This is a genomic window from Oceanicaulis sp. HTCC2633 (assembly GCF_000152745.1).
Taxonomy (GTDB): domain Bacteria; phylum Pseudomonadota; class Alphaproteobacteria; order Caulobacterales; family Maricaulaceae; genus Oceanicaulis.
Map to the genome: position 1 here is coordinate 956,350 of NZ_CH672428.1, position 15,668 is coordinate 972,017.

Genomic DNA, 15,668 nt, shown 5'->3' on the forward strand with positions numbered 1-15,668 from the left:
ATTCAGTCTCGTCAGTGTGCGTATGTGTGCACACTGACCGGTTAGGTCAAATCACGGGGGTGTGGAAGATGGGGAAACCGCTTACTCGGTCATGATGGCGTCGATCTGAGGCTGTATGCCCATCATGGCCGAAATGCCCAGCTGCTCGGACACCCGCCCGACCTGGTCCATGAGCTGGGGCATGGCCACCACCAGCTTCTGGCCGGTCTCGGTTTCATAGAAGGCGTTGATCTCTTCCAGCTCTTCCAGCGTGAACGCTTCGGCATAGGCCGACGCGCTCTGGACGATGATCTGCGGGACAAGATCGGTCAGGGTCTGCTCGATCAGGGCCATGGCCTGCGCGATCTGGGCGTCAGAGGCTGTCGCGTACTGGCTTCGCAGGGCCGGCTCCATGCTGGGCATCATCATGCCCATCATCATGGCGGCCGCATCGGCGCTGCCTGTCAGCTCCATCATGCGCTCGGCCTCGGCGAGACGCAGTTCAGGATCGCTCTGCGCCAGGCTTGGCGCCGTGAGAAACAGGGCGGCGCTGACGGCCAGGACAAGACGGATCATATTTCCCCTCCAAGATCACTCGATAGCGGCTATTCTCCTATCAGGCGAATAGCAGTCTGGCGAGCCCCACATTGAGCGAATCCCCAAAGTCCCCAACACCTTCTCACCATGCCGGCCATCGCGACCGATTGCGGGCGCGCTTTGCCGAGGCCGGCGGTCCGGGGCTCGCAGACTACGAGCTTCTGGAACTGGCCCTGTTTCGCTCCATTCCCCGCCGCGACGTCAAACCGCTCGCAAAGGCGCTGATCGCCCGATTTGGCGGTCTGGGCGGGGTGTGCGCAGCGGACCTGCATCAGCTCAAGGAGGTGAAGGGCGTCTCTGAAAAGACCGCGCTCGATCTCAAGCTGATCGAGGCTCTGGCGGTGCGCATGGCGCGTGAACAGGTGGTGGGACGGCCGATTCTGTCAAGCTGGTCGGCGCTTCTCGATTATCTGCGCACCGCGCTTCAGCACGCCGCCACCGAACAGTTCCGGGTTCTGTATCTGGACAAGAAGAACCGCCTCGTCGCCGACGAGCATCAGGCGCGCGGCACGGTGGATCATGCGCCCGTCTATCCGCGCGAAGTGGTCAAGCGCGCCTTGGCGCTCGACGCCAGCGCGCTCATCCTCGTGCACAATCACCCCAGCGGCGATCCCACCCCGTCCCATGCCGATATCGAGATGACCAAGCTCGTCATCAGCGCCGCCAAACCGTTCAACATCGTGGTCCATGACCATCTGGTGATCGGGCGCGAACGGACCGCGAGCTTCAAGAGTCTGGGATTGCTTTAGAAGGGCGGGACAGCCAGCCCGCTAGGCCGGCGGCGTTCCCGGCTCCCACAGCTCGATCTTCACCCCGTCAGGATCCATCACCCAGGCGAAGCGGCCATAGTCAAAGCTCTGAGGCTCGCCGATCAGATCGGTTCCCGACGCCGCGATACGTTCAAGCAGGGCGTCCAGATCCGACACGATGAGATTGATCATGAAAGTCTGGGCGGACGGTTCGAAATAGTCCGAGCCGCTCTCGAAACGGGCGAAGATCGTGCGTGCCCCCTCCCCGAAGGCTTTCGCCGCATCCGCATGGGCGAAATCAAATCCCCCATAAGAATTAAGCTCTAAACCCAGAACCTCTTGATACCAGCGCTTGCTCGCGTCAGGATCGCCGGACTTCACGAATATGCCGCCAACACCCAGAACCGGCATGCCTGCCTCCTTCTCAACTTGCCCTCACGGTGACCCATGCGCCCTGCCCCGTCCAATTATTTCACCCATCTTGAGTGCTCCATGACGGGGACGCGACTGGACAAGGACACGGCGCATAACCTGTCTCCCGAAGGCTGGCCGCTGCTGGCGCGCTATGACCTTGAGACGATGAAGCGCGAGGTAGACCGCGACGCCATCGCCGCTCGTCCCGCCCATGAAGAAGCCGGGTTCTGGAAATGGCGCGAGCTGTTGCCGGTCGCGCGGAACGAGGACGTGGTCTCTTTGGGCGAGGTGGACACGCCTTTGATCGAAACGCCGAAGGTGGCCGCCGCGCTGGGGCTCACCGCCCCGCTCTGGGTCAAGGATGAGGGCCGCCTGCCCACCGGCAGCTTCAAGGCGCGCGGTCTGGCGCTGGCGGTGTCCATGGCGAAATCGTTTGGCGTGAAGACCATGGCGATGCCCACCAATGGCAATGCCGGCGCAGCGCTCTCCGCCTATGGTGCGCGAGCCGGAATGACCACCTATTCCTTCTGCCCCGCCGATACGCCCGAGGTGAATGTGCGCGAGATCGCGGCGCAGGGCGGGCAGGTGTTCCGGGTGAACGGGCTTATCCACCAGTGCGGCGCCATAGTGGGCGCGCTCAAGGAGGAGATGGGCTGGTTTGACGTCTCCACCCTCAAGGAGCCCTACCGGATCGAGGGCAAGAAGACGATGGGGATCGAGCTCGCCTGGCAAATGGGCTGGAAACTGCCCGACGCCATCTTCTACCCCACCGGCGGCGGCACCGGCCTGATCGGCATGTGGAAGGCCTTCGACGAGATGGAGAGACTGGGCTGGATCGGCTCGGAGCGTCCGAAGATGTTCGCCGTGCAGGCCGAGGGCTGCGCGCCCATCGTCAAGGCGTTTGAGGCGGGCGAAGAGCACGCGCCCGAATGGCTGGACGCCCATACATTCGCGTCGGGCATTCGCGTGCCCAAGGCGATTGGCGGTTTCCTGATCCTGCGCGCCGTGCGTGAAAGCGGCGGGTCGGCGCTGGCGGTTTCAGACGCCCAGATCGAAACGGCGCGCCAGCTCTGCGGACGCGAAGACGGTCTGCTGTTGTGCCCGGAAGGCGCCGCCACCCTGGCCGCCTGTCAGTCCGCCTTGTCACAGGGTCTGATCCAGAAGGATGCCGAAGTCGTATTGTTCAATTGCGGATCCGGGCTGAAATACCCGCTGCCCGACCTGGCCCGAACCCTTGATCGCACCCAGCCCATAACCCCGGCCATGCTGGCGCCGTGAAGGACGCTCTGAAAACCCTCACTGAATTGTAATGAACACGCCGCTTTAACGGAATCGTCTCTCTATCGCATAACCCGGCCTCTTTTGAGCCGCCCCCGAGGGATCGCCATGAGCACCCCCGCGCCTTTCACCGCGAAACGACCCGCCGCCAGAAACGCCTGGACGGCTCTGGGCGTTCTGCTTGTGGTCTACCTCGTCAACTTCATGGACCGGCAGGTCTTTGCCGTGCTTCAGGAAGAGTTCCGAACCGATCTCAACCTGAGCGACAGCCAGCTGGCCTTGCTGGGGGGCACGGCTTTCGCCCTGTTCTACGCCACCCTGGGCATTCCCATCGCCATCCTGGCCGACCGCACCAATCGGGTCCGGCTGATCGCGGCGGCGTGTGTTGTCTGGAGCGTGTTCACCGCGCTCTCGGGCATGGCGTCCAACTTCATCCAGATGCTGCTGGCCCGCATCGGCGTGGCGTCGGGCGAGGCTGGCGGCGTATCGCCGTCCTACTCGGTCCTGTCTGACTATTTCCCGCCCTCCAAACGCGCTTTCGCCATCGGCCTGTTCTCGGTGGGCGCGCCGCTGGGGCTGACCGCCGGTTCGGCTCTGGGCGCCTTCATCGCCGACGCGCTGAGCTGGCGCTGGGCCTTCGTGCTGGTCGGCCTGCCGGGCGTGCTGCTGGCGCTGGTGCTGGTGGTTCTGGTCAAGGAACCGCGTCGGGGCATGTTCGACACCGAAGCTCTGCGCGCGCAGAAAGCCAATGCGCTTGGCGCCCTGAAGCTGGTCTTCGCCACGCCCTCGCTGCGCCTGTTCACGGCGGCGGCGGCCGTCACCTCCTTTGCCGGATACAGCCTGTATCAATGGGCGCCCTCCTTCCTCATCCGCTCTCAGGGCATGACCCTTGAGGAAGTGGGCGCCGGGCTGTCGCCGCTCTTCGCGCTCGGACTTGTCGGCTCCGTGGCGGGCGGCTGGATCGCGGACCGGATCGGGCCAAACCGCCCCGAAGCCTATGGCGTCATTCCCGGACTGACTCTGCTGCTGACCGTGCCCTTCTTTCTGGGCGGGCTGATGGTGCGCGATGGCGGGATGAGCCTGATCTTCTTCGCCATTCCGCTGCTGCTCAGCTATGCTTGGATCGGTCCGGGGTTGGCCGCGACCCAGACCCTCACCCCGCCGGCCTCTCGCGCGGCGGTGGCGGCCATCATCGGCTTCTTCAACAATCTTATCGGCATCGGCCTCGGACCGCTTGCGGTCGGCGCGCTCTCAGACTTCCTGCGCCAGAGCCACAGTGAAGGCGAAGCCCTGCGACTGGCGCTGATGGCGGGCAGTTGCGCCTTCGCCCTGGCGGCGGCGCTGTTTGTCGCGGCGGGCTATGCGCTCAAGCGTGATCTGAAGTCGCGGACTTGACGCGGCGGGCCGGTTGGCGCTGTTTGCGCGCAAACTTCACCGTTTCGCTAGACGTGAGAGCCGCGCCCCATGATCCCTCGCTATACCCGGCCTGAAATGGCCGACATCTGGTCGCCCCAATCGAAATACCGCATCTGGTTCGAGATCGAGGCCCACGCCACCGACAAGCTGGCCGAGCTGGGCGTGGTGCCCGCCGACGCCGCCAAGGCGGTCTGGAAAGCCAGGGACATGGAGTTCGACGTCGATCGCATCGACGAGATCGAACGCGAGGTGAAGCACGATGTCATCGCTTTCCTGACCCATCTGGCCGAGCTTGTCGGCGAAGACGCCCGCTTCGTGCACCAGGGTCTCACCAGCTCTGACGTTCTGGACACCTGCCTTGCGGTGCAGCTCAAGCGCGCCTCTGATGTGCTGCTGGAGGGTATGGACCGTCTGCTGGCGGCGCTGAAGAAGCGCGCCTTCGAGCACAAGATGACCGCCTGCATCGGCCGCAGCCACGGCATCCACGCCGAGCCGACCACGATGGGTCTGAAGTTCGCCCGCTTCTACGCCGAGATCGACCGCAACCGCGCCCGTCTGGCAGCGGCGCGCGAGGAGATCGCCACCTGCGCGATTTCCGGCGCCATCGGCACCTTCGCCAATGTGAACCCGGCGGTTGAGGCTCATGTGGCCGAAAAGCTCGGCCTGGCCATCGAGCCGATCTCCACCCAGGTGATTCCGCGCGACCGCCATGCGGCCTTCTTCGCCGTGCTGGGCCTGATCGCCTCTTCGATCGAGAACATCGCCATCGAGGTGCGCCACCTTCAGCGCTCGGAAGTGCGTGAGGCGCAGGAATTCTTCTCCAAGGGCCAGAAGGGCTCCTCGGCCATGCCGCACAAGCGCAACCCGATCCTGACCGAGAACCTGACGGGTCTGGCGCGTCTCGTGCGCTCCGCCGTCACCCCGGCGATGGAAAACGTGGCGCTCTGGCATGAGCGGGACATTTCCCACTCGTCCGTCGAGCGCGGCATTGGCCCGGACGCCACGGTGCATCTCGATTTCGCCCTGCACCGCACCGCCTCGATGATCGAGGGCCTGATCGTGCATGAGGACCGCTGCCGTGAGAATCTGGAAGCCTATGGCGGCATCCACAATTCCCAGCGCGTCCTGCTGGCGCTGACCCAGGCTGGCGCGTCGCGAGAGGATTCCTATCGTCTCGTCCAGCGCAACGGCATGAAGACCTGGGATGAAGGCGGCAAGCTGGTCGACCACCTCAAGGCGGATGAAGGCGTGACCGCCCTTCTGACGAACGCGCAGATCGAAGCCTGCTTTGACGAGGGCTATCACTTCAAGCACGTGGACACGATCTTCGACCGGGTCTTCGGCGAGAGCTGATCGCAACCTTCCACCTCGAAGAACGAGAAAACGCCGCCCGTTCGGGCGGCGTTTTTATTGGGGACAGATGGACGGGGACAACGCACAAACGAACGAATAGGCAAAAGGTTCCAAACATTTCGCACAAAACTGCACATACATATTTCTTGGAACCCAGCCCCTGCACTCCGCTTTGATCAAGTTCACCGGCGCTACCCGTGAGCTTGATAATGAAACACTACAAATCCACTGCTGCCGCCTTTGTTCTCGCAGCCGCGATAACCTCCCCCTCCCCGGCCTTCGGACAGAGCTCCACCGTGCTCTCCAGTCTCGAACCCGACATTGTGGGCGAGCAGACCGGCCCGGCCGGCCGCATCCCAGATGGCAGCCTCTCTTCGGCCATTGAAGCCGTCCTTGATCCCGCCCCTCAGTCTGGCGCGCACGATCCCGACCATGCTGTTGATGAAGCCCTTTACGCGGCTTACGCCATGCGTGTCTTCGATCCGATCTGGACGCAAGACGGCGCCCAGGCCCTGATCACCGCCTATGCCGAAGCGCCCGGCGAAGGCCTGTTGCTCAGCGACGAGGTGCTGCGCACCCTGCGAGAGGCTTCGCGCGCCCTCGACGCCGACGATGCCGAGGCGGCGGCGCGGGCGGACATTCGCCTCTCAGCCGCCTTTATCGCCCTCGCGGATCGCCGCCTGAACGGGCAGGCCGCGCCCACCGCCGACATGAGCGATACGCCCCTGCCCCTGGACCAGATGTTGCCGCGGGCGGGCGCGGGCGTACTGGATTACGAGCAGCTTTCCGTCACGCATCCCGAGTATGAGGACCTGATCAAGGCGCGGCGCACCTATGACGGCTATATCAAGTCCGGCGGCTTCACACAGGTGCCCGAACCTGAAGGTCTTCTGGAGCTTGGAGACTCAAGCCCGGTTGTCGAAACGCTTCGTGTTCGGCTGCGCGAGGAAGGCTATCGGATCGAGCGCCCGCGTCGGCCGTCTCTGATGGCGGAAAGCCAGCCGCCCCTGACCCAGGTGTCCTTCATCACGGCGCCCGACGCCGCCGCACCTGTCAGCGCGGCGGACTGGCGTCGTGAAATGCAAAGCTTCTCCCCAGAGCTTGAGGCCGCCCTGCGGGACTTCCAGGCGCATAATGGTCTGGAAGTGGACGGTGTGCTCGGCCCGGCGACGATCGCCGCGCTGAATGTCAGCGCCGAGGACAAGCTGGCGCGGATCGACGCCAATCTCGAGCGCTGGCGTCGCGCCTCTCCCGATCTGGGCGAGCGCTATGTTGAAGTGAACATTCCGGCGTACACCGCACGCGCCGTTCGCGATGGCGACACCGAGCTCGAAATGCGCTCGATCGTCGGATTGCCCGCGCGCCAGACCCCGCTGATGAGCGAACAGATTGAACACATTGTCGCCAATCCGCACTGGTATGTGCCCGAAAGCATTCTGGTGCGCGACAAGCTGAGCCATATCCGCGAAGACGAGGCCTATCTGGAAGATCGCGGCTACAAGGTCGTCGATCGCGATACGGGCGAGCCGCTGAGCGCGGAAACGATCGACTGGAGCGCAGACGGAATCGCCGACCAGGTCCGCCTGATCCAGGATCCGGGCGACAATAACGCCCTGGGCGAGCTGAAGATCATGTTCCCCAATCAACACTCGGTCTATCTGCATGGCACGCCGAGCCGCCATCTGTTCGAGCGCGACCAGCGCGCCTTCTCTTCAGGCTGTATTCGTCTGGAGGATCCCCAGGCCATGGCGGCCTGGGTGGTCGAGGCCGTCACCGATCAGAACGCAGAAGCGATGATCGCCCAAGCGGTCGCTTCCGGCGAGAACCAGCACATCGCGCTGGACGCGCCCCTGCCCGTTCATGTGGTCTATCGCACCGTCGAGGTCGAGGACGATGGCGACGTGATCTTCCACCATGATGTCTATGACCGTGACCCGGCGCTGATTGCGCTGATCCACAATTCGCCGCTGACCGTTCGCAATCCGGAGCAGATCTAGGCATGAAACTGAGCGCATCCGCACTCACACTCAGCCTGTGCCTGGCGAGCTCGACCGCCTGTCAGGGCCAGACGCCGACACAAACCCCCGACCCTGATCGCGCCAGCCTGTCAGAACCGGCAGAACCGGTGACCGACAGGAAGGCCGCGTTGAAGGACCGTCTGGCCGAGCTGGCGGGCACCGAGCCCTCGGCGGAGACGGCCCTGCCCGTGAGCGTGAACGGGAACGCCATGCCGCATTCCATCTGGCAGGCGACCCTGATGCCGGGCGAGACGCTGGAGCTTGAAGCAGAAACGGACATCTCGGTCTCCATAGACGGCGGCGAACCTGCTGATCTCGACGCCACACACAGCTTCACCGCGCCGGAGACGCCCGGCGCGCACCAGATCCGCCTCTTTGATCTTGAGGGCGGGCACGCCCTGATCTCCGTCTTCGTCCTCAAACCCCTTGAGGGACAGGAGGTCGTGGAAGGCTATCGGATCGGGTCCTATCCGAGGAACACGCCCGAAGGTCTGATCCGGGTCACACGCGATGATCTTGATGTTCCGGTGTCGCCCAGCTTCACGCTGGGTCAGTTCCTGTGCAAGCAGCAGCCCGGACACTGGCCGAAATTCGTTCTGGTGAGCCCGAGCCTGCTCAACCGTCTTGAAGCCCTGCTGGCCGAAATGCGCGCAGACGAGCTGACCCGGGCCGAAAGCTTCTTCGTCATGAGCGGCTTTCGGACCCCCTTCTACAACACGGCCATCGGCTCGGCCCGCTTGTCGCGGCACATGTATGGGGACGCCGCTGACATCTATCCTGACGTGGAAGGCGGAGACAGCGTGATGGACGATCTCGATGGCGATGGTCGAGTGACGCGCGCGGACGCCAATTTCCTCTATGATTTCGCGGACCGTCTGTTCCGCAACCGCGAGGATCTCGATGCTGGCGGCATCGGCGCCTATGGCGCAAACGCCGTGCACGGTCCCTTTGTCCATGTGGACGGCCGCGGCAGCCGCGCGCGCTGGGGACGCGGAGAATCCTGATCGAGGTCCAGTTCACAGCGCTTTGATCGTGTCGTCAGGTCCGGGCTGATAGGATAGGTCGATCTCGAGTGGGAGCCGGCCTCAATGATCCGCCTTTTCAGCCTTGCACTGCTCGCAATGAGCCTTCTGAGCGGCTCCGGCCATGCGCAAGCGGACCCGGACGGCGAGCCTCGCCTGGTCGCGGCGCTCTTCCGCTCGAACTGGTGCGGCCCGTGCAAGGTTCTCGAGCCGCGCTATGAGCGTGTGATGGCGAGCTATGCCGAGGCGCCGCTGGAGCGGGTGCGGTTTGATTCGTCCTTCGGAAGACGCGGCGCGCTCGCGGAGCGGGCCAGCGAGGAAGGCATCCGGTCGGTCTATGACTCCGTGAACGGGGCCACCGGTTTTGTCCTGCTGATTGATCGCGACACCCAGGACGTGCTGGCGCGCATCACGATGGAGTATTCAGACGCGGACATGGCCGGCGCGCTCGATTACGCGCTCGAGGTCGTCTCCGATCGCGAGGACTTCGGCCTCTAGCCCTCGCCCGACATGAAACCGGCGGCGCAGAGCCTGCGCCGCCGGTTCCGGATCAGGATGAGACAGGGTCTAGCCGTTGCGAACCTGCTCGCGCGCTTCTTCGAGAAGCTGCTCCATCTTGTGACGGATCTGGTGATCGCTCTGCTCGATGCCGCGGGCGTCGAAATCGCCGCGCACCTTGCGGAACACGTCCTCGTCGCCGGCTTCCTCGAAATCGGCTTTGACGACGTCCTTGCCATAGGCTTCGGCGTCATCGCCGGTCAGGCCCATCAGCTCGGCGGCCCACAAACCCAGAAGCTTGTTGCGGCGCGCAACCGCCTTGAATTCCAGCTCCTGATCGTGAGCGAATTTGTTTTCAAACGCGTTTTCGCGATCGTCAAAACCTGACATGGCGGTGGTCCTTCAACCCCAGACATCGATACTGTTGAGGGAAAGAGTTAGCCTCAGCGGCGCGGTTTATCAATCGCGTTGCCCGGAGCGGAAACAGGCTTCAGCACAGATATTGATGTAAGGGCCTGCCTCGCGTATGTAGGCGCCACGATAGCGGCCCGCGGCGACGGGCCGTTTCGCGTTTCTCATGGCATGGCCCGGGCGCGACGTCTCTGTTCCCAGCGACATCAAAGCGGGCTCACGCCCCACTCGCGCGCCGCAAGACGCGCCTCAAGCCGGAGCGAGGCTGCCGATGTCCCGCCGCAAAATGCTTTACGAAGGCAAGGCCAAGATCCTCTACGAAGGTCCGGAACCCGGCACCGTCGTGGCCTATTTCAAGGATGACGCCACCGCCTTCAACGCCCAGAAGAAAGCCGTGCTGGAAGGCAAGGGCGTTCTGAACAACCGGATCTCCGAATTCGTGATGGAGAATCTGGGCCGTATGGGCATCCCCACCCACTTCATCAAGCGCCTGAACATGCGCGAGCAGCTGCTGCGCGAAGTGGAGATCATTCCGCTTGAGGTCGTGGTGCGCAATGTCGCCGCCGGCTCCATCGCCAAGCGCTTCGGCCTGACCGAGGGAGATCCGCTGCCGCGCTCCATCGTCGAATTCTATTACAAGAACGACGCGCTGGAAGACCCGATGGTGGCCGAAGAGCACATCACCGCCTTCAACTGGGCGACCACCCAGGACATGGACGAGATGATCGCCATGGCCCTGCGGGTGAACGACTATCTGTCCGGCATGTTCATGGCCGTCGGCATCCGGCTAATCGACTTCAAGCTCGAATTCGGCCGCGTGTACGACCAGAACGACATGCCGCGGGTGATCCTCGCTGACGAGATCAGCCCCGACAGCTGCCGTCTGTGGGACGCCCACACCAATGAGAAACTCGACAAGGATCGGTTCCGCCGCGATCTCGGCAATGTGACCGAAGCCTACGCCGAAGTGGCCCGCCGCCTCGGCATCATGAAAGAAAACGGTTCCGTTACCGAAGAGGGGTCTCCGGAATGAAAGCGCGCGTTCATGTCTACCTCAAACCCGGCGTTCTGGACCCGCAAGGCCAGGCCGTCTCCAACTCGCTGAACCATCTTGGGTTCAATGAAGTTGCGGGCGTGCGTCAGGGCAAGCTGATCGAGATCGACCTCAACACCGCCGACGCCGAAGAGGCCCAGCAACGCGTGGCCGAGATGTGCGACAAGCTGCTCGCCAACCCGGTCATCGAAAATTACGACATCGAGCTGAGCGCCTAGGGCGCCCCGGCGAGCAAGAAGCGGATCCGACATGAAAACCGCCGTCATCGTCTTCCCCGGCTCGAACTGTGACCGCGATGCGGCCATGGCGCTCGAAGCCGTCACCGGCCAGAAGCCGGCCATGGTCTGGCATGAAGAGACCGAGCTGCCCGAGGGGCTGGACTTCATCATGGTCCCCGGCGGCTTTTCCTATGGCGACTATCTGCGCTCGGGCGCGGTCGCTGCGCGCTCGCCCATCGTCAATGACCTCAAGAAGAAGGCCGAAGCCGGCGTGCCCATGCTGGGCGTGTGCAACGGGTTCCAGATCCTGACCGAGGCCGGGCTGCTGGACGGCACGCTGATGCGCAACGCCTCGCTGCATTTCGTTTGCGAGAAAGCGCCGCTGCTGGTGGAGACGGCGAACACCCGCTTCACCAAGGGCTATGCCGACCGCAAGGAGATCCTCATTCCGGTCGCGCACCATGACGGCAATTACTTCGCCGACGAGGCCACGCTCGACCGGATCGAAGGCGAAGGCCAGGTGGTCTTCCGCTACGCCAACAATCCCAACGGCTCCGCCCGCGACATCGCCGGCGTCACCAATGCGGCGGGCAATGTGCTGGGCATGATGCCCCACCCCGAACGCGCGGTGGACGCCGATCACGGCGGAACCGATGGACTGGCCCTGTTTGAAAGCGTGCTGGGGAAACTGTCATGAGCGAAGCTGTGAACCCGCGTTACGCCGAAGGCATCACTGAAGAGATCGCCCTCGATCACGTCACCGCTGACGAATACGAGATCATCCTCAAGGAGCTCGGCCGCGCGCCGAACCTTGTGGAGCTCGGCATCTTCTCGGTCATGTGGTCCGAGCACTGCTCGTACAAATCCTCACGCCTGCACCTGTCCAAATTCCCCACCAAGGGCGAGAAGGTGATCTATGGCCCCGGCGAGAACGCCGGCGTCATCGACATTGGCGACGGTCAGGCCGCCATCTTCAAGATGGAGAGCCACAACCACCCCAGCTATATCGAGCCCTATCAGGGCGCGGCCACGGGCGTGGGCGGCATTCTGCGCGACGTCTTCACTATGGGCGCCCGCCCGGTGGCGCTGATGAACGCGCTGCGCTTTGGCGATCCCAAGCACCCCAAGACCCGTCAGCTGGTCGCGGGCGTCACCGCCGGCATTGGCGGCTATGGCAATTGCGTGGGCGTGCCGACGGTCGGCGGCGAGACCAATTTCGACAAGGGCTATAACGGCAACATTCTGGTGAACGCCATGGCCGTGGGCCTCGCGGACACCGACAAGATCTTCACCGCAGCCGCCCGCGAGCCCGACTTCCCCGTCCTCTATGTGGGCGCGAAGACCGGTCGCGACGGCATTCACGGCGCCACCATGGCGTCGGCGGAATTCGGTGAAGGCTCGGAAGAGAACCGCCCCACCGTTCAGGTCGGCGACCCCTTCACCGAGAAGAAGCTGATCGAGGCGTGTCTCGAACTGATGAGCGAAGACGCCATCAGCTCGATCCAGGACATGGGCGCGGCCGGCCTCACCTCCTCGTCCGTGGAGATGGCCTCTTCGGGCGGCCTCGGCATCGAGCTGGATCTCGATCACGTGCCCCAGCGCGAAGAGAACATGACCGCCTATGAGATGATGCTGTCGGAATCCCAGGAACGGATGCTGATCATCATCAAGCCGGGCCGTGAGCATGTGGCCGAGCGCATCTTCCGCAAATGGGATCTGGATGTCGCCACCATCGGCAAGACCGCGCCCCATGGCCGTCTTGTCCTGCGTCACAAGGGCGAAGTGGTCTGCGACCTGCCGCTCGACCCGATTGGCGAGAACGCGCCCAAATACGACCGGCCCTGGTTCCCCGCCGAAGCGCGCGGCTCCATCGATCCGGCGGACCTGCACCAGCCCGAACATCTGGGCGAAGTGCTGGCGAGCCTGATGGGCAGCCCGGACATGGCGTCCAAGCGCTGGATCTGGCGTCAGTATGACCGTCACGTCATGGCCGACACGGCCGCCAGCTCGGAAGATCCCGCCGACGCGGCCATCGTGCGTGTTCACGGCACCAACAAGGCGCTGGCGATCACCACCGATTGCACACCGCGCTATTGCTTTGCGGACCCGTTCGAGGGCGGCAAGCAGGCCGTGGCCGAAGCCTGGCGGAACCTCACCGCCGTGGGCGCCGACCCGATCGCGATCACCGATTGTCTGAACTTCGGCAATCCTGAACGCCCCGAGATCATGGGCCAGTTTGTGGGCTGCGTGGAAGGCATGGCCGAGGCCTGCAAGGCGCTCGACTTCCCGGTCGTGTCGGGCAATGTCTCGCTCTACAACGAGACCGATGGCGTCGCCATTCCGCCGACCCCGGCGGTCGGCGCTGTGGGCCTGATCCCGGACATGAGCCAGCGCATGGGCTATGGCGGCCTGAAAGACGGTCAGGTGCTGCTGCTGGTGGGTGAAACCCGCGGCGAGCTCGGCGCCTCGCTCTATCTGCGCGAGATCGAAGGCCAGGAAAAAGGCGCTTCGCCGCGCGTGGACCTGGCGGTCGAGAAACGCAATGGCGACTTTGTCCGCAGCGCGATCCGCGCGGGCAAGGTCAGCGCCGTGCACGACCTGTCTGACGGCGGTCTCGCCTGCGCGGCGGCCGATATGGCGATGGCGGCGGGCGTGGGCGTCAAGCTCGCCTATACCGGCGCCCTGCCCGTCTTCGCCTGGATGTTCGGCGAGGATCAGGGCCGCTATCTGATCGCGGCGGACGCGACCGACGCTGAAGCCCTGCGCGCCGACGCCAAGGCCGCCGACGTGCCGATGGACGTGGTGGGTCTGGCCGGTGGCCGCTTCATCTCCATCAATGGCGGCCACGCGGTTGACCTGATCCGCCTCAAGCAGGCCCATGAAGGCTTCATGCCGGCCCTGATGGACGGCGAGCCGGAGGCCCGCGTCGCCGAATAGGCTGCATCAAACGCGAATAAAAAAAGGCCGGGGCGTCGCCCCGGCCTTTTTCGTTCAGCCTGTCAGCCGATCAGCTGTTGCACTGGGCCAGCGCGGAATTGTGCGCGACAGCCTCTTCACCGGCGCCCAGCTCTGCGGCCCGGGCGAAGTCAGCGGCGGCGGAAGCATGGTCGCCTGCCAGCCAGTAAGCGCCCCCGCGGTTGGTGAAGGCTTCCCATCCTTCGGGATTACGCTCAATGGCCGTGGCGCAGGCGTCCGCCGTGCCGGCATCGCCTTCATTGGCGAGCGCGGCGCAAAGATTGATGGCGGCGGCGTTCTTGTTGCGGTTCGAGGTGCCAGACTCCAGCGCTTCTGACGCAAAGTGTGCGGCATTGCGCCAGTCACCCTGGTCCACCCGGCGTGCGGACTGTCGCACATCAGAGTTCGGGCCGGACACGCCGACAAACATCGGCTCGGTCGGGCATTCCTGCGCCTGAGCCCCGCCAAAACCGGCCAGAACAAGTGCTGCGCCAGCGAAAACAGTACGAAGTGCGGTGGACATGGTCCTCTCCCTGATGACACCCATGATCGGGTATGCGCCGTCAATTGCGACGTATACATAGGTGCATCACCACACTTTGAAAAGTGAACGGTGTTTATTTTTGTTATGATTTCATGCCGCGGCGCAATTGATGCGCCGCGGCAATCACTTGGCGAATTGGCTAGTTCTCCGAGCCACCGCCTACAACCGTATCGAGATCCGCATCGATGCGCTCGGCCAGCTCGACCGCCACGCTCACCGCGCCCAGGAAGAAGTCGGGATCAATGGTCTCGAACTCGTCAGACGGCTGGTGATAGTGCTCGTGATCCTCGACCCCGAGATAGAGGAAGGGGATGCCGCCCATATGGAAGGCGCCCTGATCGGACAACAGCGTCCAGTCATTGCGCGGGTCTTCGTCCGGGCTGTCATAGCCCGCCGCGAGCGTGATCGACGCGTCGGCCGCACTCTCTTCCACGATCGGCGTCAGAGCCGGCGTGTGATACGGACCCGCCGCCCAGATATCATTGTCCGGGCTATAGCCCAGCATGTCGAAATTGAGATTGAAGGCGACGGGCGCCGCGCCCTCGACCGGGTTTGAAACCACCTCACGGGCGCCGCGCAGGCCGGATTCCTCGGCGTCGAACGCCATGATCAGGATGTCATGCCGGGGCGGGTTGGCGATGAAATGCTCGGCCGTCGCCAGCAGGGCGGCCACGCCCGAGGCGTTGTCATCGGCGCCGTTATAGATCTCGCCCGCTTCATTCTGGCCCACATGGTCGTAATGGGCGGTCACGGCGATGGCGCGCGAGCGATCTGCGCCCGGAATCACGCCGATCACATTGACGGCGTTCACGGTCTCGCGCGGGGAGTTCGGGTCGCGGAAATCGAGCGCCTGTTCATAGCTGAAGGGATGCTCATAGCTGTCGCCCACGGTATCGACGCCGATCTCGGTCAGGCGCTCGATGATATAGGCGCGGGCGCGGGCATTGCCTTCGGTTTCCACCAGGCGCCCCTTCATCTCGTCCGAGCTGATCACGCACAGATCCGCCCAGGGCTGCGGCTCGAGATCCGCGCAATCGGAGATGGCGGGGACGGTCATGACCGAGGTGAGAAGCAAGGCGGACAGCAACATCAGACGAATCTCCGTAATATCCCTGTGAAAGCTAGGGTTCCGGGCTCGCCCGGTGTGATGGTATGGCTCACC

16 protein-coding genes are annotated in these 15,668 nt (G+C 63.9%); 11 read left to right on the forward strand and 5 right to left on the reverse strand.

Translation table 11 applies throughout. From position 1 onward, the window contains the following. Positions 1–81: 81 nt before the first annotated feature. Positions 82–555, reverse strand: coding sequence for a DUF2059 domain-containing protein (locus OA2633_RS15195; RefSeq protein ID WP_009801327.1), 474 nt, complete (start codon positions 553–555; stop codon positions 82–84). Positions 556–611: 56 nt separating this feature from the next. On the opposite strand from OA2633_RS15195, the gene radC reads away from it, so the two are divergent. Then, positions 612–1,325 (forward strand): DNA repair protein RadC, encoded by a 714-nt coding sequence (gene radC, locus OA2633_RS04635; protein WP_083783199.1) that lies wholly within the window; start codon positions 612–614, stop codon positions 1,323–1,325. A gap of 21 nt (positions 1,326–1,346) precedes the next feature. Here radC and OA2633_RS04640 read toward each other — a convergent pair whose 3' ends face one another. Continuing rightward, the gene (locus OA2633_RS04640) at positions 1,347–1,736 is read right to left on the reverse strand and encodes a VOC family protein (protein WP_009801329.1); all 390 of its coding nucleotides are present in this window, start codon (positions 1,734–1,736) and stop codon (positions 1,347–1,349) included. A 36-nt stretch (positions 1,737–1,772) separates the two neighbouring features. Between OA2633_RS04640 and OA2633_RS04645 the strand changes: the two genes are divergently transcribed. The 6 genes from OA2633_RS04645 to OA2633_RS04670 all read left to right on the forward strand — a co-directional run bounded on the left by OA2633_RS04645 (position 1,773) and on the right by OA2633_RS04670 (position 9,324). Then, on the forward strand, positions 1,773–3,017 hold the full coding sequence (locus OA2633_RS04645; RefSeq protein ID WP_009801330.1) for a threonine synthase: 1,245 nt from the start codon (positions 1,773–1,775) through the stop codon (positions 3,015–3,017). 108 nt (positions 3,018–3,125) lie between these two features. Then, the gene (locus OA2633_RS04650) at positions 3,126–4,412 is read left to right on the forward strand and encodes an MFS transporter (RefSeq protein ID WP_009801331.1); all 1,287 of its coding nucleotides are present in this window, start codon (positions 3,126–3,128) and stop codon (positions 4,410–4,412) included. Between the two features lie 69 nt (positions 4,413–4,481). Then, complete coding sequence (gene purB, locus OA2633_RS04655; RefSeq protein ID WP_009801332.1) at positions 4,482–5,786, forward strand: adenylosuccinate lyase; 1,305 nt, start codon at positions 4,482–4,484, stop codon at positions 5,784–5,786. Positions 5,787–5,995: 209 nt separating this feature from the next. After that, positions 5,996–7,783: a murein L,D-transpeptidase gene (locus OA2633_RS04660; protein WP_009801333.1), complete on the forward strand. Its 1,788-nt coding sequence runs from the start codon at positions 5,996–5,998 to the stop codon at positions 7,781–7,783. Between the two features lie 2 nt (positions 7,784–7,785). After that, complete coding sequence (locus OA2633_RS04665; protein WP_009801334.1) at positions 7,786–8,808, forward strand: D-Ala-D-Ala carboxypeptidase family metallohydrolase; 1,023 nt, start codon at positions 7,786–7,788, stop codon at positions 8,806–8,808. An 84-nt stretch (positions 8,809–8,892) separates the two neighbouring features. Continuing rightward, positions 8,893–9,324: a thioredoxin family protein gene (locus OA2633_RS04670; protein WP_009801335.1), complete on the forward strand. Its 432-nt coding sequence runs from the start codon at positions 8,893–8,895 to the stop codon at positions 9,322–9,324. Between the two features lie 69 nt (positions 9,325–9,393). On the opposite strand, the gene OA2633_RS04675 is transcribed toward OA2633_RS04670, so the two are convergent. After that, on the reverse strand, positions 9,394–9,714 hold the full coding sequence (locus OA2633_RS04675; protein WP_009801336.1) for a DUF1476 domain-containing protein: 321 nt from the start codon (positions 9,712–9,714) through the stop codon (positions 9,394–9,396). 292 nt (positions 9,715–10,006) lie between these two features. On the opposite strand from OA2633_RS04675, the gene purC reads away from it, so the two are divergent. Genes purC through purL form a run of 4 tightly spaced genes read left to right on the forward strand, consistent with a single transcriptional unit; the run spans position 10,007 to position 13,944 of the window. After that, positions 10,007–10,768: a phosphoribosylaminoimidazolesuccinocarboxamide synthase gene (gene purC, locus OA2633_RS04680; protein ID WP_009801337.1), complete on the forward strand. Its 762-nt coding sequence runs from the start codon at positions 10,007–10,009 to the stop codon at positions 10,766–10,768. After that, positions 10,765–11,007 (forward strand): phosphoribosylformylglycinamidine synthase subunit PurS, encoded by a 243-nt coding sequence (gene purS / locus OA2633_RS04685; RefSeq protein ID WP_009801338.1) that lies wholly within the window; start codon positions 10,765–10,767, stop codon positions 11,005–11,007. Before purC ends, purS begins: the two co-directional genes overlap by 4 nt. Before the next feature lie 31 nt (positions 11,008–11,038). After that, complete coding sequence (gene purQ, locus OA2633_RS04690; protein ID WP_009801339.1) at positions 11,039–11,704, forward strand: phosphoribosylformylglycinamidine synthase subunit PurQ; 666 nt, start codon at positions 11,039–11,041, stop codon at positions 11,702–11,704. Then, complete coding sequence (purL, locus tag OA2633_RS04695; RefSeq protein WP_009801340.1) at positions 11,701–13,944, forward strand: phosphoribosylformylglycinamidine synthase subunit PurL; 2,244 nt, start codon at positions 11,701–11,703, stop codon at positions 13,942–13,944. Before purQ ends, purL begins: the two co-directional genes overlap by 4 nt. A 70-nt stretch (positions 13,945–14,014) precedes the next feature. Here the strand turns inward: purL and OA2633_RS04700 are convergent, their stop codons facing one another. Further along, positions 14,015–14,485 carry a hypothetical protein gene (locus tag OA2633_RS04700; RefSeq protein WP_009801341.1) on the reverse strand — a complete coding sequence of 157 codons (471 nt, stop codon included), beginning with the start codon at positions 14,483–14,485 and terminating at the stop codon, positions 14,015–14,017. Positions 14,486–14,645: 160 nt separating this feature from the next. Then, positions 14,646–15,596: a M20/M25/M40 family metallo-hydrolase gene (locus OA2633_RS04705; RefSeq protein WP_009801342.1), complete on the reverse strand. Its 951-nt coding sequence runs from the start codon at positions 15,594–15,596 to the stop codon at positions 14,646–14,648. Positions 15,597–15,668: the final 72 nt, after the last annotated feature.